14 protein-coding genes are annotated in these 17437 nt (G+C 44.7%); 6 read left to right on the forward strand and 8 right to left on the reverse strand.

The window, feature by feature from the left end:
* Positions 1–274: 274 nt before the first annotated feature.
* On the reverse strand, positions 275–1159 hold the full coding sequence (locus PCAR9_RS16245) for a LysR family transcriptional regulator (RefSeq protein ID WP_179984510.1): 885 nt from the start codon (positions 1157–1159) through the stop codon (positions 275–277).
* A gap of 98 nt (positions 1160–1257) precedes the next feature.
* Between PCAR9_RS16245 and PCAR9_RS16250 the strand changes: the two genes are divergently transcribed.
* The 4 genes from PCAR9_RS16250 (at position 1258) to PCAR9_RS16265 (ending at position 5735) form a co-directional block, all read left to right on the forward strand.
* Positions 1258–2757, forward strand: coding sequence for a CoA-acylating methylmalonate-semialdehyde dehydrogenase (locus PCAR9_RS16250; RefSeq protein ID WP_179984511.1), 1500 nt, complete (start codon positions 1258–1260; stop codon positions 2755–2757).
* 14 nt (positions 2758–2771) lie between these two features.
* On the forward strand, positions 2772–3647 hold the full coding sequence (gene mmsB / locus PCAR9_RS16255) for a 3-hydroxyisobutyrate dehydrogenase (protein ID WP_232091235.1): 876 nt from the start codon (positions 2772–2774) through the stop codon (positions 3645–3647).
* A gap of 530 nt (positions 3648–4177) precedes the next feature.
* A complete protein-coding gene (locus PCAR9_RS16260; RefSeq protein WP_179984512.1) occupies positions 4178–4900 on the forward strand; it encodes a protease inhibitor BamI-like protein in 723 nt (240 codons plus the stop codon).
* Between the two features lie 70 nt (positions 4901–4970).
* Positions 4971–5735: a zinc-dependent metalloprotease family protein gene (locus PCAR9_RS16265; RefSeq protein ID WP_141152697.1), complete on the forward strand. Its 765-nt coding sequence runs from the start codon at positions 4971–4973 to the stop codon at positions 5733–5735.
* Between the two features lie 70 nt (positions 5736–5805).
* Here the strand turns inward: PCAR9_RS16265 and PCAR9_RS16270 are convergent, their stop codons facing one another.
* Positions 5806–7836, reverse strand: coding sequence for a BCCT family transporter (locus PCAR9_RS16270; RefSeq protein WP_179984513.1), 2031 nt, complete (start codon positions 7834–7836; stop codon positions 5806–5808).
* Between the two features lie 245 nt (positions 7837–8081).
* Positions 8082–9815, reverse strand: coding sequence for a D-lactate dehydrogenase (dld, locus tag PCAR9_RS16275; RefSeq protein WP_179984514.1), 1734 nt, complete (start codon positions 9813–9815; stop codon positions 8082–8084).
* Between the two features lie 277 nt (positions 9816–10092).
* Here dld and PCAR9_RS16280 point away from each other — a divergent pair, with 277 nt between their 5' ends.
* On the forward strand, positions 10093–10770 hold the full coding sequence (locus tag PCAR9_RS16280; protein ID WP_179984515.1) for a helix-turn-helix transcriptional regulator: 678 nt from the start codon (positions 10093–10095) through the stop codon (positions 10768–10770).
* 36 nt (positions 10771–10806) lie between these two features.
* Here PCAR9_RS16280 and PCAR9_RS16285 read toward each other — a convergent pair whose 3' ends face one another.
* From PCAR9_RS16285 to PCAR9_RS16305, 5 genes are read right to left on the reverse strand one after another with little or no spacing between them, the layout of a single operon-like run.
* Positions 10807–11568 (reverse strand): CsgG/HfaB family protein, encoded by a 762-nt coding sequence (locus PCAR9_RS16285; RefSeq protein ID WP_179984516.1) that lies wholly within the window; start codon positions 11566–11568, stop codon positions 10807–10809.
* Between the two features lie 8 nt (positions 11569–11576).
* Positions 11577–12032: a curli assembly protein CsgF gene (locus PCAR9_RS16290; protein WP_232091236.1), complete on the reverse strand. Its 456-nt coding sequence runs from the start codon at positions 12030–12032 to the stop codon at positions 11577–11579.
* Positions 12026–12418 carry a CsgE family curli-type amyloid fiber assembly protein gene (locus PCAR9_RS16295; RefSeq protein ID WP_179984518.1) on the reverse strand — a complete coding sequence of 131 codons (393 nt, stop codon included), beginning with the start codon at positions 12416–12418 and terminating at the stop codon, positions 12026–12028. Before PCAR9_RS16295 ends, PCAR9_RS16290 begins: the two co-directional genes overlap by 7 nt.
* Positions 12419–12473: 55 nt before the next feature.
* A complete protein-coding gene (locus PCAR9_RS16300; RefSeq protein ID WP_179984519.1) occupies positions 12474–13919 on the reverse strand; it encodes an autotransporter outer membrane beta-barrel domain-containing protein in 1446 nt (481 codons plus the stop codon).
* 29 nt (positions 13920–13948) lie between these two features.
* Positions 13949–14461: a curlin subunit CsgB gene (locus PCAR9_RS16305; RefSeq protein ID WP_179984520.1), complete on the reverse strand. Its 513-nt coding sequence runs from the start codon at positions 14459–14461 to the stop codon at positions 13949–13951.
* Between the two features lie 441 nt (positions 14462–14902).
* Here PCAR9_RS16305 and PCAR9_RS16310 point away from each other — a divergent pair, with 441 nt between their 5' ends.
* On the forward strand, positions 14903–17425 hold the full coding sequence (locus PCAR9_RS16310) for a S8 family serine peptidase (RefSeq protein ID WP_179984521.1): 2523 nt from the start codon (positions 14903–14905) through the stop codon (positions 17423–17425).
* Positions 17426–17437: the final 12 nt, after the last annotated feature.

Genomic DNA, 17437 nt, shown 5'->3' on the forward strand with positions numbered 1-17437 from the left:
GGATCTTCCCTGACAGAGAATGGCAGTAATATAATTTGTATCGGCAGTTATTTATCGTGCCTTAACTATAATTTGATAATTGTATGCAAGATTCACAAAGCGTGATGCTTAAGTTGGCTTTTCAACAATGTCTTATAACCTAGTTTAGTCATGCAATGAATATAGCCTAGACCACATTCATCACTTACGGTAAACCCAATCAGCTTTTTTCGCTTCTCCCCTGATTTTTTCACATATCTACCTAGCAAAATATAGTAGAAAAACGTCTAATTTTTTAATCGAGGAACCTTAAACGATATTTTGTAACGTTATCTATAAGCCACTTTGTGAATACTTGGAAACGCGCCTGTGAATGAGTTTCTTTATGTGTAGCCAACCAAAATGTACGCTTGATATGAATCTCGTTTTCAATGAGTCTAACTAAGCCTGGCTGAGTTTCAGCCATAAATTTAGGCAAAATGCCCACCCCTGCACCATTTACAAGCATTTGATACTGCGCATTAATACTGGTGCTGCGAAGCGCACTCAATTGTGATAAAGCAGTCTCTTCAATGAACTTTAATTGAGGCGCATACACCAAATCGGGCACGTAACTCACTAAATTGAAGGCGGTGAGCTCTTGTAATGTTCGAGGTTCGTTGTCGCTGATAAGGGACTGGTGGGTATAAAGATAGAGGTTATAGTCAGTTAATTTTTGTGTAACCAGCAAGCCTTTACTGGGCTTTTCTAACAAGATAGCCATATCAGCTTCTCGTTTGTTCAGGTTTAAAAAGCCGCTGGTTGCCACAAGCTCAATACTAATCCCCGGATACTGCTTTTTAAAATTGGGGAGTAATGGCGCTAAAAACCAGCTACCGAAACCTTCAGAAACACTCACTCTGATCGTACCTGCCAAATGCGAGCGTTCATCACCTAATTCATTTTGTGCCTCTAGAAAGTAATGCTCTGCTTTTTCGATATACGTAACTAGCTCACTGCCATGGGTGGTAAGCACATACCCCTTTTTAGTTAGCTCGAACAACTTGCAATTTAATGAGTCCTCCAGTTTTTTTACACGACGAATTAATGTCGTAGGGTCTACCTTCAAGCCTTTAGCTGCAATAGCTACACGACCATTTCTTGCCAAACCAAGAAACAAACGCATGTCGTCCCAATTCACTTAAACACCTGCATTTTTACAGCACCATACTGCAAGTATATGTATTGTCTTTGCAAACACAAGGTTTCAATATTGTTAAAAATTACAGGAGCTATGTCATGAGAAAGATTGTTCACTTTATTGCAGGTAAAGATTTTGAGGATAGCAGCGAAAATACCGCGTCGGTATTTGCGCCCAACACAGGTGAAGTTCAGGCTGAAGTTAGCTTAGCTAACGCTTCAACTTTGGCCTATGCAATTGAAACAGCCCAAGCCGCTCAAGCTGAGTGGGCAGCAACAAATCCTCAACGACGCGCTCGTGTTATGTTCAAGTTTAAAGAATTAGTTGAAGCAAACCGCGACCGCTTAGCGGCACTATTATCAAGCGAGCACGGTAAAGTGTTGGTTGATGCGCAAGGTGATATTCAGCGCGGCCTTGAAGTTATCGAGTTTGCCTGTGGCATCCCTCATGCGCAAAAAGGTGAATATACCGAAGGCGCAGGCCCAGGAATCGATGTGTACTCCATGCGCCAAGCTCTTGGTGTAGTGGCAGGTATTACGCCATTTAACTTCCCGGCTATGATCCCAATGTGGATGTTTGGTGTGGCAATTGCCTGCGGTAACGCGTTCATTTTAAAGCCATCAGAGCGCGATCCGTCAGTACCTGTTGAACTGGCAAAGCTTATGATTGAAGCCGGCCTTCCAGCAGGTGTGCTTAACGTTGTACACGGTAACAAAGAAGTGGTTGATGGTATTTTAGACCATCAAACTATCAAGGCTGTGAGTTTTGTAGGCTCTTCTGATATCGCAAACTACGTTTACGAGCGTGGTGCGCGTGCTGGAAAGCGCGTTCAAGCTATGGGCGGCGCGAAAAACCACGGCATAGTAATGCCTGACGCAGATCTAGATCAGGTGGTAACCGACTTAGTGGGCGCTGCATACGGCAGTGCCGGTGAACGCTGTATGGCGCTGCCGGTTGTCGTGCCTGTTGGCGATGAAACCGCTGAGAAACTAAAAGCCAAGCTAATACCGGCTATTAAAGACATTATGGTAAGCCATAGTGAAGATCCTAACGCCCATTATGGCCCTGTAGTTACTGCTGCTCACAAAGAGCGCGTGGAAGGCTATATCGACCTCTGCATAGAAGAAGGTGCTGAGCTTGTTTACGACGGTAGAACCAGCCAAATTCCCAGCGACAGCCAGGGCTACTTCATCGGACCAACCTTCTTCGACCACGTGACCAAAGACATGCGCTCATATAAAGAAGAGATTTTTGGTCCAGTGCTTCAAATGGTGCGCGCGAAAGATTTCAACGAAGCGGTTAACTTAGCAAGCGACCACCAATACGGTAATGGTGTTGCTATGTACACCCGTAACGGTCATGCGGCGCGCGAATTTGCGCAACGTGTAAACGTGGGCATGGTTGGGATTAACGTGCCTATTCCTGTGCCAGTTGCCTACCACACTTTTGGGGGCTGGAAGCGCTCTGCATTTGGGGATACCAATCAACATGGTATGGAAGGAGTGAAATTCTGGACCAAGATTAAAACCATTACGCAGCGCTGGCCTGATGGCTCAGATACGAACGACAACGCCTTTGTTATTCCAACCATGGGCTAAGTGAGGAGACTATTATGACCACAGTTGCATTTATTGGCCTAGGTAATATGGGCTCAGGGATGGCAGATAACCTGGTTAAGAACGATTACAACGTATTGGCTTTTGACTTAAGCGAAGCGGCGCTGACCAAAGCCAAAGAAGCAGGCTGCACTATTGCGAAAAGTACAGAGCAAGCTGCTGCTGAGGCCGACATCGTTATCACTATGTTACCAGCAGGCAAGCACGTAAAAGATATCTATTCAAATCAGATCTTGGCTTCTGTCCGCGAAGGCACCTTGCTTATTGATTGCTCCACCATCGACGTAGAAACGGCGAAGAGTGTGTCAGAACTGGCAGAGAAAAAAGGCCTTAAAATGCTGGATGCGCCAGTTTCTGGTGGTGTTGCAGCGGCTGCGGGCGGCACACTCACGTTTATGGTGGGTGGCGACGCTGATCCCTTTGACAAAGCGCAAGGCGTACTTAGCGCAATGGGCAAAAAAATTGTTCATGCGGGCGGCCATGGTGCGGGACAAGCAGCGAAGATTTGTAACAACATGTTACTTGGCGCGACCATGATTGCGACGTGTGAAAGCTTCCAGCTGGCACAAAAACTTGGCTTAGATGCGCAAGTGTTCTTCGATATCGCGTCAAATGCCTCGGGACAGACATGGTCAATGACCACCTACTGCCCTGTAAAAGGTGTAGGGCCACAAAGCCCTGCTGATAACGATTTTGCTGGCGGTTTCGCTTCGGCGCTTATGCTCAAAGACTTGGGGCTGGCCATGCAGGGCGCGAAGGGCGTCAACGCGCAAGTACCTATGGGTGAGCTTGCTGCAAAGTGGTTTGAAATGCATTGCGAAGAAGGCAATGCAGGGATGGATTTCTCTTCGATAATCAACCGATTAGCATAGTAAAAAGCCAATATTTCTCCGACGGCTACTTTCCCTCAGAAAAGGTGGCCTTCTTTTTAAGCGAGTAAAGGATTTTACTCGCTCTTTTTTTATCATTTCCCTACCTATCTCGCTTGTTTTTGCGCTGTTGTTACCTCGCTAGTCCCGTACCAAGCGGAATTATTTCTTTGTTATTTGGTGTTCCCTTTTCATCATCCAGAAGCCATTTTTAGGTGACCTATTCGTTCTCACCAGCTTGAATAAAACGAGCCAATTCGGCGTTCGGTCTACATCTTGCAATCCCATATTTAGCCTAAGAAATTTACACTGCACTAAAGGGCTAAATTTTATACACCCTTATGCAAAGCGATACTTTTTTAAACATGAAAATATTATACGTTTTAATGACTTACTTAATTCACTAAGCAATTTCATTAAACACATTGGTTCTTTATACCGCTCATTTAGGGCGCGCTTTGAAAACCAGGGTGTCGCTAATTTCTAACGTTCAATTTCCTAAATTCAGTAAGTAAAAATAAAAGGAACACACTATGAAAAAGCGTATTGTTGCCGCTACGACGGCAATTGTAGCTATTGGTTGTATTTTCGCCTTTATCGATACAGCCCCCTCGGGCAAAAAAGAGGTAGCAGCGGCGAATGCTGAGACAAAACCTGTTGGTAAAGAAAACGCTGTTGGAAGGCAACGAAACGGCAAAGTGTTATCGACAGGTGTCGATAACTTCAAACCAAAAAATGAAGCCGAGCTAAAAGCTCAGGCTACAACTACTACTAACGGTAAATCAGAGAAAGACACCATCGTCTGGACAACATCAGAAGATGGCAAAAAGGTACTTGAAGCAGAAGGCTATATTCCCGCTGACGTAACCGATGAAGCTTACATTGAGCTTGATCGTGAAGAATTAATGACGGTAGAAGTTGGCGAGTATCTCGATTTATACATCCCACAGTTCGGCGGCAGTTACACCGGTGAAGTTGACCACGTTGTCACTCATCCAAACGGCGATCGTACCGTAGAGGCCCACATCCCAGGTGCGGGTTCTCTCTACGCCGCCGTTATAACGCTTGGCGAAAACGCCACCTACGGAAACTTAGCCACGCCTCGCGACGTGTTCGTGCTTGAAGGCAATGATAAATACGCGTGGATCGCACCAAAGTCTTCAATGATGCAAAACCACATCGAACGTGAACCCGACAGCAAACGCCCGCTTAGCGACGACAACGCTGAAGAAGTCTTCGATCTCGGCCAAAACTAATCCCCTAGTGCCTGTTGAGCTTCACAGGAAATTCAACAAGCTCAAATAAAACAACAAGAAGGAAATAAAAATGAAACACACATTTAAGTGTTTAACGGCAATGGCAGTTTCACTGCTTTGTGCAACATCAGTAACAGCAGCCACCATCGATGTAATGGTGCTTTACACCCAACCTGCTGCAAATAATGTGTCTAATATCGACACTAAAATTAACCAATACATCTCACACGCCAACCGTGTTTATCAAAATAATGCGGTAGATCTACAGTTGCGTTTAGTGGGCGCTCAGTCATCTGCTGCTACATCTAGCGACCTTCAACCTACCGAAAGTGCGCTAGACTTGTTAACTGATAGCAGTGGTGTGCAAAACGCACGATCTTCAAACGGCGCAGACATGGTTGTGCTTTTAGGTAATCGTGAAAACATTTATGAAGGCGGTCAGCTAGTGGGTTACGTGTGCGGCATTGGCTGGGTAGGTCAAGGCAACAACGGTACTTTGTACTCTAGCTCGCAAAGCCGCATGTACAGCATTAGCGCCGTTGATTGCGGTCTGTCCACATTTGTTCATGAACTCGGTCACAACATGGGCTTAGGCCACTCTGTTCGCCAAGGTTCAGTAGGTGGCGTTTATAGTGACGGTATAGGACATGGCGTTGATAATAACTTCTCAACAATCATGGCTTATCCACAAGCATTTGGTAGCGCCACACAATTAGACTATTTTTCTGATCCATACTGGTCGGGCTGTAATGGTCAAGCGTGTGGTGTTGAAAATGAGTCAAATGCTTATCGTGCGGTAAACGCGGTCATCAACCAGATCGCTAACTACTATTAAGCAAATAAATAATTAGGGGATACGAAGGGAAAGCGATGATGCTTTCCCTTCAATTTACTATCTAGTTCACCTACTTTTTGGGCTGCGTTAGCATGTCATCATAGGCATCCATTTCCCAGGGCAGTTCACCTGGACTGGTATCAAGGAAGTGCAAGTAGCTTTCAAACTGGTCCAAGATATCCTTGGCGATACTCTCCTTGTCATAGCCATAAATATCATAGGCTTGACCGCCGCGACGAAGGAACACTTCAGCACGAAAGTACTTTTCCGACTCGTCACCTTCTGAGCGCAATTCTGCGTAACTAAAACCCGGTACTAAATATTCGGTCATTCGAATGTCGTAGATAAAGTCCATGTGATCGTGACGCTCAACAGTGAAGATCGCCCTTCCCGTTTCCTCTTCAAGCTTAACAAACGCCTCCCACTCTCGCGCTTTCAAAGCAGCTTGTACGTCTTTCATCGCCGCTATTACCGTTTTATCAATAAACTCATGCACCTCGCTTCGGCTCGGATAATCGACCATTGCAGCAAACCGGCCTTTAAGGCTAGTTGTTCGACCATGATTTCTATTCAATGTATTCGCCGTCAAACTATTGTTTCGATAGCCCTCGATGACAAGTGCACGCCACAGACCTGCTGCAGACGCTAACATAATAAAGGCGAATGGTAAGGCGCTTGCAATGGTCATCGTTTGCAGGGCATTCAGTCCACCAGCCAACAGTAATACTGCTGCTACCGTACCCTCTAAACAGGCCCAGAATATACGCTGCCAAACCGGGCTTTCTTCTTTACCACCAGAAGCAAGTGAGTCGATAACCAGCGACCCTGAGTCTGATGAGGTCACAAAAAATGTAATGATTAATAACACGGTCAAACCTGACATGATTGACGCGCCGGGTAACAAGTCGTAAAGCTTAAACAAGGCTACGGCTTCGTTCTCCTGAACATCACTAATAAGCGTTGTCACTCCTTGGTTCATGATGGCGTTTAACGCCGTGTCACCAAACACAGAAAACCAAAGGAAAGTAAACATGGTAGGCACTAGCATTACACCAAACACAAACTGCCTAATGGTTCTGCCCCGGCTTATTTTGGCAATGAACATGCCCACAAACGGCGCCCACGCAATGGTCCAGCCAAATATAAATAGGGTCCAGTTTCCAATCCAGTCACTACGACTGTAAGCTTGAAGATTAAAAGTGCGCTCGATAATACCGTTGACATAACTCCCTGTGTTTTGCAGAAAGGTCTCTAGAATATGAACGGTTTCCCCCATGACAAAAACTGTACCCATAAGAGATACAGCCAAAAGCATGTTCAGAATAGAAAGTCGCTTGATGCCTTTATCCATTCCCGCAATAACCGATATTGTTGCGGCAATGGTTACGATAGCAATGGTGCCTACCTGCACCATGATATCAATGGGAATATCACCGGACAGATAGTTAAGCCCCGCATTGATTTGCGTAACAGATAGTCCAAGGGTAGTGGCGATACCAAACAGTGTTCCTAGAATGGCGAATACATCTACCGCATGACCTATAGGGCCATAAATTTTATCCCCTATCAGCGGATATAAAGCAGAGCGAATAGATAGGGGCAAACCATGACGGAAAGCGAAATAGGCAAGCACCAAGCCCACTAGCCCGTAGATCGCCCAGATGTGAAAGCCCCAATGAAAAAATGCAATTTGCATAGCCTGCTTAGCGGCGTCGACCGTTTCAGCTGCTCCTGCAGGCGGCGAAGAATAGTGTAAAACAGGCTCTGCCACACCAAAGTAGAGCAGCGCTACCCCGTAGCCCGCAGAAAATAACATCGAGAACCACTCGGGAAAGCTATATTGAGGCTCAGCATGATCGGGCCCTAATTTTATGTTTCCCCAGCTAGATGACGCAATCGATACAATAAAGACCAAAAAGATTGCAACCGACAGCATATAGAACCAGCCAAAGCTTTCGGTTATCCATGCCAGTGTGCTGTTAAAAGCCTCGGCAGCGAGTTCCGGGTTACTGATTGTTCCGATAACCAGAAGCAGAATGATGGCAACGGCGGGAAGGAATACAGGAAGAAGAATGGTGGAGTTGTTTACTTGACCTTTCATAGCAAATCCCTTTTCACTTACAGGCAAACTAATAGCCTGTGAAAGTTTAAACACTTTCTTTTTTACTAGCGGGGATCGGGTTTGGTTCAGGTTAGTCCAGATTTAACAAGGTGGTGTAGATCTCAGAACTTGTTTAAAGCGCTAACTGCAAAAAGTTAGCTGGAAAGAAAAAGGGTTCTACTTGGTTTTAATTTAGAAAACAACAAGCAGAACCCTTTTAAAGTGCTTTTTATGTCATCAGACTTTTAGTGATGTCCACCACAACAGCCACCTTCATGCTCAGCCCAGTTTTTGAGTTTGGTAGTTTTACCTATGCCCGGGTTGAAGCTGTTGGTTGGGTCAAGTTCGCGATAGAAATTCTTAAGCGCGTCTTTGGCAAAGTACTCATGACCCACATTATGCTCTGCAGGATACTCAGCACTTCTAGCATCAAAGGTTTCTAGAATTTTTCCTTTTAGCACTTTCGCGTCGGCGCCTTTCTTCAATACATAGTTTTGATGCATAACGTGGCAAAACAAATGACCATAATACAGTTTGGTATCTATCTGATCGTCTATTTCTTTTGGTAGTACTTCAAACCAATCAGGATCGTTTCGGCGAAGCGCTACGTCTATGGTCATCATGGCCCCCACTTCTTTGCTGTGCATTACGTGGTAGCGACCTATTGCTCCACCGGCAACAAAGCGGTGTAAAATCGCTTTATCTGCTTCTTCCTCGGTACACTCAAAGTAGCTGCCTTCATTAGTTTTGAAGAACTCATCTAGGTAGGCTTTGGCTTCATCTACCCCGTCGTTGCTCATTTCCAAAATCCAGTGATGCTGATATTTGTCCCTAAACTCTTCCATGCGCTTGGGTAAGTGATTAGGAAAAATATAGCTCATGTACTGCATAACGCGGTCTGACATTTTATTAGGTAGAAAACCTAACTTGTCGGTAAATGCATCGAATTTGCGCTTAAACGCAAACAGCTTTGGAATGAACTTCGCCCCAAGCTTACTGATAACGATAAACATATCTTTGCCGTACTTTTTCGACACGTCATAGCAATCGCGGTGAAGGTATTCACCCGAGTCAGGCAAATTCTTGAAGGTTGAAAGAATGTCGCGACGCACTTTTGTAAATACAGCAGCGTCGTTTGAGCCTACATAAAACACTTGTTTCTTTTCGGGAATTGGAAAGGTGTCTAGCCTTACTGCAAACACAGCAAGTTTGCCTGCACAGCCTGAGGCCTCATGAAGTCGCCTGCCGTCATTGTTAAAACGAGATGGCGTGTTAGAGTCAACGTCTCGTACGCGCTCATCATATTCATTATCTGAGGCGCGAGCGTCGGGGTGCTGTACATCAGTTTCTTTATAACGCTTGTTTTCAAGGTTATTTAAAATCTCTTCTGGTTCGCTACCTAGGTTAATGCCAAGGTTGTTTACCAAAGATAACTTGCCGCTGGCATCAATTTGCGCAAAAAGAGCAAGCTCGGTATAGGCTGGGCCTCTTTTTACTAAAGCGCCGCCTGAGTTGTTGCATATACCCCCCACAATAGATGCACCAATACACGATGAACCGATAACCGAATGTGGCTCTCGGCCATACGGCGCAAGCGTTTCTTCCAATCCAAATAGGGTACTGCCGGCTAAACCTACAATTTGTTTACCATTATCCACCAGCTGAATTTCATCAATGCGCATGGTGCTTATAATAACAAGAGGTCTATCGTAATCTTTACCGTCTGGTGTAGAACCACCCGTTAACCCTGTATTTGCCGCTTGCATAATTACCGCAACATCGGCTTCAACACAAAGTTTCAAAATGCGCCAAATTTCAACCAGTGTTCCCGGTCTTACGACCGCGAGCGCTTCACCTGCGCCAAAGCGAAACCCTTTGGTATATGGCTGCTTTTTCGCTTTATCAGTTAACAAATAGGCTTGCCCTACTACATCGCGCATAGATGCAATCAAAGACTGAGTGTCAACATTTACGGTCATGGTTCTCTCTGTGTGTTGAAGTTTTGGAAGGATTAGCTTGGTGATGAACTATACACTAACGTCATTATTAACAAAGGGGGCAAACGTTTTTTATAGAGATAATTTACTTATATTTAATTCGCCGAGTACTTAAGAAAAACGGCTATTCTTAAGCAAAATTAATATAAGTTTTTCACTGTTACATTTTGTTACGCTTTGGCGCCGCAAGTAAGACCACAGGAGTATTGTAAAGCTATTGTATAGTTCGTAAGGTTGACGTACACGAAAAGGAGCTTTCATGTCACACCAAGCGTTCGTTTTAACAAGAAGTAGTTTCTCGGAAAATACTAAAAAGGATGGAGCTTACGAACGATTCCTTAGTATTTTGCCATCGTGTGGATTTAACGTTACAACTGGCGCTATCCACCCGCCTAGAAGCGTACTCAACAACACTTATACCTTTTTCATTGATGCACAGTATTGTGACCCTGCCGCCATGTTTAGCTTGCCGGTTGTTAACGATTATCCTGAATTAAACAAAGTGATTTTCAACGTACCGGAAAGTAACATCGACTTTCATTACGCGGCACTTCAACACGGTATCAATGGGGTGTTTCATATCGAAGATAGTTTGGAATTGTTAGTTAGAGGTGTTCAGCAGGTTCAGGCAGGTAACAAATGGTTTAGTCGCGAAATCATGAGCCGCTATATAGATGCTAATCTAGTGCCAAAAACTAAGCCCGTTGCTGCGCTTCAGTCGTCGACTACAGTCCTAACCAAACGAGAATTGGCCATTACACGCAAAATTGCCGACGGTGCACAGAACCAAGAAATTGCAGATTGCTTGCATATCAGTGTGAATACGGTGAAAACACACGTATACAGCATATTCAGGAAAACAGAATGCAGAAATAGGGTTGAACTTATCAAATGGTTCGATCATCAGTTTAGTCAGCCCCAACAGGTAAGCTACTAAACTGACGAGCAATTAAATTAAAACACTGTATGGCGCTTACGCTTTGGCGCGCCATACCCCTTTCTCCATTCCTTGTAATACTAATTCACTCACCGCTTTCTCTATGCTTTGCTTAACGCATTCAAACATGGGTTCGTTGGTGGTGTACCCCGTTTCGGCTTCAAGCAAACGCTTTAGCGAAACGTACCTAAACAATCCCGCTCTCACTTCTTGGCTCAGTACTTTTTTAGATGTTGAAACCGATACCAGTACTTGACCCGTTCTCACGTCAACGGCGCGCATATAGATAGAAATTTGATCTTCTCTAAACAACTCACTCGCGCCGACACCAAAATATTCAACGCCAGCCCCACCAGTACGAATATTGGTGTCGTAGCTAATTATGCCGCCTTCTATAATAATTCTAGCAGTCGTGAGTGGCGGTAAATCGCCCCCGTTTTTTTCGTCGGCCCGGATAATTTTTCTTTCCGTAAGAATATTTTGTAGCCCTTCGCGCTCAACAGGTAAAAACCATGATGTTTCACTTAGGGTTTGTACAAGGATAGACGTAGCCCCCTGTGTCACTGCAGTTGAAAAAGAGCTCGCTCCCGTACTCGGTTTGTATTGCCCAGTTTGATCCCTAAACGCGTACACGGAGACCGGAATTTGTCCCATGGGTGCCGGTAAACTTTTTACTTCAGAGAGGGTGGCGCTATCTTTGATAATATCCGCAGCCGTAGTATCAGGCGGGAGTGTATTTGTGATGGACTGGCAACCAGTGAGTGCCAAGGCCAATAATAAATAAACGGTACTTCTCATGTGTTTCCCTACCCAAACCGTGGAATTTCTACAATGGTGACTTCACCTGTCAACAAGTTAGTGATGTTCACGATAATACTGTCAGCGTTACTCGTTATAAGCTCAACCTGGAAGTCACCGCTAACAAAAATACTATCTTGGTTAAAAATACTGTCTATCGGATTGCCATCTTCGTCGTATTCCTGCTCGCCAAAGGCGATATCTGTAATTTCACGAACAATTCGATTTATATAGGCTCGTTCTAATGACTCTTGAAGCCGCTCATCGTAAGAGCGTTCGCTTAAAGAAGCACTATGCGCGTTTTGTGAATTTGCCTTGCTTAATAAAAATGAACCATTAAGTGGGTTGCCACCAAAAGACGGATTGATTGGCTCATAAACCAATTCGGTTGCCAGCGTTATTGCAGGCGCAACTAGCGTCGCCACTGTAAGCGCTGCAATTACAATTTTTTTCTTCATTACCATTCGTCCCCTGCTAAATCTGGGCTTCTACTGTCTATACTCGCATTGGCTACCGCGTCTAATACCAAAAAGATAGCTTGCTGTACTTTCTCATCTATCGGAACTTGCCTACGTCCCATATAAGTTTGATACACCACTTTATTGTCGTAAATTACTGAAAGTAGCGTTCCGGCTTGAGGCACTATGATTTCTTTAACTACTAAGTTTTTACCTGAGCTGTCGGGAACTTCCCGCCAATATTGACTAATTCGCGAAGCAAATTCGTGACCCTGGCGGCTTATACTGTTATCGAGCAGTAGCCCGCCTAAGCGAATTTCTTCCGCGTGAACCGGAGAAAAGAGCACACTTAAAACTAGTGTGAGAAAAGAGAGATGATGCAAATACTTCATTTTATTGAATTGAGCCGGGCTAACGCCCGGCTATTCATTCTGTACTTTAGTACATTTACATCTGAACGACGGTCGCTACGTTGTAATCACCAACTTGCGTAACACTTACCGTGCCGCCGTTGCCAGTTATACTACCCGTAACTAAATTGTCGTTGCCCATTTGCGTTACTTCAAAGGTATTCATATCGCCTGAAATAACAAATTGACCACCCGTCTCGTCTGTTACCCAGTTTCCAACACCTTCTTGCATAACACTAACTACGTTCTCGTCACCATTAACAAGCAAATCTAGTAGGTTAAGCTCACCTGTTTGCGACACCATAATTTCGTTGTAGCTCGAAGTAACGTTGCTAGCTAACTCAACTGATGCATCGTTTTCAATACCCTCTTGCGACATTTCGATGATATTGCCATCCGCATAGTAAGTTGCATCTCCAATACCTGCTTGAGCCAACGCCAAGTTTGCATCGCCATCTTGTTCAATTTCAACGGTGTTCAAAATACCATCAAAGTTTACTGTGCTGATTTCGTTGGCATCACCCACCTGAGTCAAATCGAACTCATTAAATAAACCAATCACCCCTGCGTAAGCGGTGTTACCCTCTCCCACTTGATTAATTTCGAAAGTATTCGCTTGCCCACCGACGGTTTCTACCGTAGCAAGGTTTACATCGCCAATTTGGTCAATGTTGACTTCATTGGCTGAACCTTCGAACACGCCTGTAGTAATTTCATTGCCGTCGCCATCTTGTTCGAACTCAAGCACATTAGCATCGCCAATCATGGTCCAAGCGATAACGTTCTGGTCGCCATCTTGGTCAATTTCAACTTCATTATCAGACCCAATTACGGTTAAATCTGAAATGTTGTAGTAACCATCCTGAATAACGTCAATTACGTTAGCATCGCCGCTCAGTTCGCGAACATAGGATTCGTGCCAGTCACCGCTTTGATCAACATAAACCGTATTGTCGTTACCAGAAATCGCATTATTAGCCCAGTTACCACCATCGCCTTGATACACAGATAGCGTATTGCCGCTACCCACAATGCTGTTTATCGAGCGATTAAAGATAAAGCCAAACGGGCCGCCGTCACCTAATTGAACAAGTGAAACCGTGTTGTCGTCACCCTCAACTACAAAATCTGCTGTGCTGCTTAGGCTATCTTGCTCTGATTCTAAAAAATTGCCGTTGCCAGTCACACTTGCAAAAAAGGTGTTACCTGATTGCATTTGCGATGCGAGCACTTCGTTAGCGTCACCAGTTACCTCTACAACAATCGCGTTAAGGTCACCTTCCTGGCTTAACACTGATTCATTACCTACTTCGTTTCCCTCTGGTGCCGTTTGGGTTAGCGTAATTTCATTGCCTTCTGCCGCAGCTACAAAATCTGCTGTGGCGTTAAAGTCTACCGTTTTAGTTGCAGGAACTTCCTGAGCTGACGCCCACCCTGACGCTGCTACTAAAAGCAATGCACTAGCTATTTTTGTTTTTTTCATTTTCACGTTGTCTCCCTATGGCAATCACATCATTCTTGATATTGTGTGATGTTAATTACCATTTCGTTCCCTATCTGATAAACAGTGAAAGACTGCTCACCTAATTGATTGACATTGGCAACATTGTCGAACCCGTCTTGAATAATTTCGAAATAGTTGTTGTTGTTTTGCTGCAGCAAATTCACAACGTTGCCTTCACCAAGTTGAGTGATGATAGCTTCGTTATTACTGCCGTTTTGAACAACGTTCGATAGGTTGGCGCCGTTGCCGCTTTGGATAATGTTAGTTATGTTATTCAGCCCAAACTGACTGACAGCAATGAAGACCGTTTCATCGTCTACCGTAATAGCTTGAGCATTCAGACTCATTGAAAGAGAAGATTCCACCATGTCGGAGCTTGTTGATAAATCAGACTGTTGGGCATAGACAGAAGAGTTGACGGTTAGAAGACCACACACCGCTGAAGCTAAAAGCGCATTGGCTTTTAATGCTTTTACGTTTTTAGCGCATTGGTATTTTTTAACCTTTAGTTTCTTGTCCATGAGAACGACTGCTTCCTTGATTTACAACAAAGGTGACCCTTCTATAAAACGCCTTAAAAGCGAGAGAATCCATCACCATTAAGTTGTATTTATTACATTCGAAATAACATCAGCATGCGTTTCATTAGCATTCTTGCGGTTAAAGCTAATACCTTAGTGCTAGTTTTGTTTAAAAATTACACTCAAAAAAATTGTTGGTAAGACCTCTTGGCTAATATAGGAGACAGCGCCTCGTTTTGGGTACACTGTCTAATAATTAAGTACCACTTCACTTATTATTTATAGTCATGGCCTAGTGGTTAAGTTGTATTTTTATACTAATTTTTGCGTTAAGGGTGGCAGGTTTTCTAAATTGCGTTATAAGTTTTAATCGTTAGTTATATTAGACCGAATGAGAAGGTTTCGTGATTAAAGCATTATTGCTAATTATGGAATCTAACTATGAAAACAAAGCCTTTTAAAACAGGCCTTTCAGCACTGTCATTAGCCCTACTTCCGCTAATGGCTTCTAGCCACGCACATGCCGCGAAAGCCGAAATTTTCGATGACAGCGTTATTGTTGTGTACAAAGAAAATGTGAGTAAAGCGGAAAAAATGCGCGCTCGTTCATCAGTGGGCGCAAGAATCAGCGACGCTAATCGTGATGAAGTGGATGATCGATTCGCCAACCTTCTAAATGGCCGCATTGCCAAACTTCAACTTCGTGGAAAATCGGTTAAAGACGCCATTGAAACTTTGAAGAAAAACCCAGCGGTTAAAATTGCCGAGCCAAACTTTTTATATCGCAAAGCATTAATTCCTAACGACCCGTCTTACGGTGACCTGTGGGGGTTGGATAATACTGGACAAGCAGGCGGCACCGCTGATGTAGATATTGATGCACCAGAAGCATGGGAAATTACAACAGGTGATAGCGATGTAGTGATAGGTGTTATCGATACCGGCGTTGATTACAACCATGAAGACCTTGCAGATAATGCATGGGTAAACCCAGGTGAAATCGCCGGCAACGGCATTGATGATGATGGCAACGGCTACATTGATGACGTTTACGGAATTGATACAGCAAACGGTGATACCGACCCTATGGACGATGATTCTCATGGTACGCACGTAGCTGGAACTATTGGTGCTGTGGGCGGAAACGGTATAGGTGTAGTTGGCGTAAACCACGATGTGTCTATCGCTGCCTGTAAGTTCCTAGGTGCAGATGGAACGGGTTCAACCGCTGGAGCTATCGAATGTATTGATTACTTCACCGACCTGAAAGAAAACCGTGGCGTTAACGTAAAAGCTACGAACAACAGCTGGGGCGGTGGCGGCTACAGTGAAGCGCTAGAGACCGCTATTGAAGTGGCTGGCCAAGCTGGAATTTTGTTTGTTGCTGCAGCAGGTAACTCTGGTTCAGACAATGACAACGTCGACAACTATCCGTCTAATTATGTCACTACAACAAACAGTTTATTGGCAGTTGCAAGTCACACTCGAACTGACGGCGATAGCGGCTATTCATACGGTCTGGAAACGGTGGATATTGCAGCGCCAGGTACAGCTATTTTATCTACTATACCAGGTGACGGCTATGCCGCATACTCTGGTACATCAATGGCTACGCCACATGTTGCGGGTGCAGCGGCTCTCGTATGGTCATTAAACCCAGAGCTTACACCGTCAGAAATGAAAGAGCTGTTAATGACTACCGGTGAAACAAGTCTTTGGGCTGACGGTCGCACAGTTTCAGGCAACCGTCTTAATGTGCTAAATGCATTAGAGGAAGCTGATCCAACACCTGGCTTTAAATTGGGCATCACACCAGGTTCAGCGGAAATTGAAGCAGGTGAAGCTTATACTTTCACTATTGAAGTTGGCTCAATTGCTGGCTACGAAGAAGAAGTACAGCTTTCTCTTGCCGAAGAAAGTGACATTGCTTATTTAAGTGCTAACACGGCAATGCCTGGCGACTCCATTACGCTTACAGTAGAAACCTCTGAGGATACGCCTTGGGGCGCTTATAGCTTTACCGTTAATGGTGTAAGTGGTGATATTGAGAAGTCTAAATCTGCTAGCCTTTACGTTTACCCGCAAGGGCTAAATGAGTTCCCTTACGCATATTCAGGCGATGCTGTACCTACGTTACCGAACGAAGAAGATCCAGATGATGTGGGCGTTGATCTCGTGATCAATGTACCGGATGACCTAACGGTGTTTGGTATGCAGGCGTCGGTAGACATCACGCATACATATAGTGGTGACCTAGTACTATCACTTACTTCCCCTCAGGGTACAACTACCGTTCTGCGTCAAAACCAAGGTGGCGGCACAGATGATATCGTTGAGAGCTATAACACTGATGCCTTTAACGGCGAAGTGGCTACTGGCGATTGGACCTTGAACGTGCTTGATACCTTCAACGGAGATAACGGTACCGTTAACACATGGAGCCTAGTGGTTACCGGTATTGGTGAAGTAGGGCCTACACCGCCGAACTCTGCATTTGCTTATGACGCTTCAGGTCTATCAGTGAGCTTTACTAACAACAGTAGTGACGTTAATGACGACATTGTTAGCTACAGCTGGGACTTCGGTGATGGTGCGACTTCAACAGAAGAGAACCCAACTCATGTTTACGCAAGTACAGGTGCCTATGATGTAACCCTTACGGTTACTGACTCTGAAGGCCAAACTGGCGTTTCGACAGAGACAGTGTCGGTTTCAGACAGCAATATTGTTGCCGAAATTGACCGCGCTATGCTTTCTCGCTTCGGCTCACTACGTGTAGATTTATCTTACAGCGGCTCAATGGCTGATACTGTAATGATTTATCGCAATGGTGAACTACTTGAAGAAGTAAGCAATACTGGTCGTTATCGCGATAGAAGCCGTGGCGTTCAGCCTGGCGAATATACCTATATGGTGTGTGATGAAACGTCTGCGTGTTCAGCGCCAGTGACGGTAAACCTTTAATACCGCGTTTGG

The sequence above is a fragment of the Alteromonas macleodii genome (assembly GCF_903772925.1).
GTDB lineage: Bacteria > Pseudomonadota > Gammaproteobacteria > Enterobacterales > Alteromonadaceae > Alteromonas > Alteromonas macleodii_A.

What these genes read in the sequence shown, in the direction of transcription:
- PCAR9_RS16290 (WP_232091236.1), bottom strand. Translation starts at nt 12,032, where the DNA reads ATGGTAATGAAGAAAAAAATTGTAATTGCAGCGCTTACAGTGGCGACG.
- PCAR9_RS16280 (WP_179984515.1), top strand. Translation starts at nt 10,093, where the DNA reads ATGTCACACCAAGCGTTCGTTTTAACAAGAAGTAGTTTCTCGGAAAAT.
- mmsB (WP_232091235.1), top strand. Translation starts at nt 2,772, where the DNA reads ATGACCACAGTTGCATTTATTGGCCTAGGTAATATGGGCTCAGGGATG.
- dld (WP_179984514.1), bottom strand. Translation starts at nt 9,815, where the DNA reads ATGACCGTAAATGTTGACACTCAGTCTTTGATTGCATCTATGCGCGAT.
- PCAR9_RS16305 (WP_179984520.1), bottom strand. Translation starts at nt 14,461, where the DNA reads ATGGACAAGAAACTAAAGGTTAAAAAATACCAATGCGCTAAAAACGTA.
- PCAR9_RS16300 (WP_179984519.1), bottom strand. Translation starts at nt 13,919, where the DNA reads ATGAAAAAAACAAAAATAGCTAGTGCATTGCTTTTAGTAGCAGCGTCA.
- PCAR9_RS16260 (WP_179984512.1), top strand. Translation starts at nt 4,178, where the DNA reads ATGAAAAAGCGTATTGTTGCCGCTACGACGGCAATTGTAGCTATTGGT.
- PCAR9_RS16285 (WP_179984516.1), bottom strand. Translation starts at nt 11,568, where the DNA reads ATGAGAAGTACCGTTTATTTATTATTGGCCTTGGCACTCACTGGTTGC.
- PCAR9_RS16295 (WP_179984518.1), bottom strand. Translation starts at nt 12,418, where the DNA reads ATGAAGTATTTGCATCATCTCTCTTTTCTCACACTAGTTTTAAGTGTG.
- PCAR9_RS16310 (WP_179984521.1), top strand. Translation starts at nt 14,903, where the DNA reads ATGAAAACAAAGCCTTTTAAAACAGGCCTTTCAGCACTGTCATTAGCC.
- PCAR9_RS16250 (WP_179984511.1), top strand. Translation starts at nt 1,258, where the DNA reads ATGAGAAAGATTGTTCACTTTATTGCAGGTAAAGATTTTGAGGATAGC.
- PCAR9_RS16265 (WP_141152697.1), top strand. Translation starts at nt 4,971, where the DNA reads ATGAAACACACATTTAAGTGTTTAACGGCAATGGCAGTTTCACTGCTT.
- PCAR9_RS16270 (WP_179984513.1), bottom strand. Translation starts at nt 7,836, where the DNA reads ATGAAAGGTCAAGTAAACAACTCCACCATTCTTCTTCCTGTATTCCTT.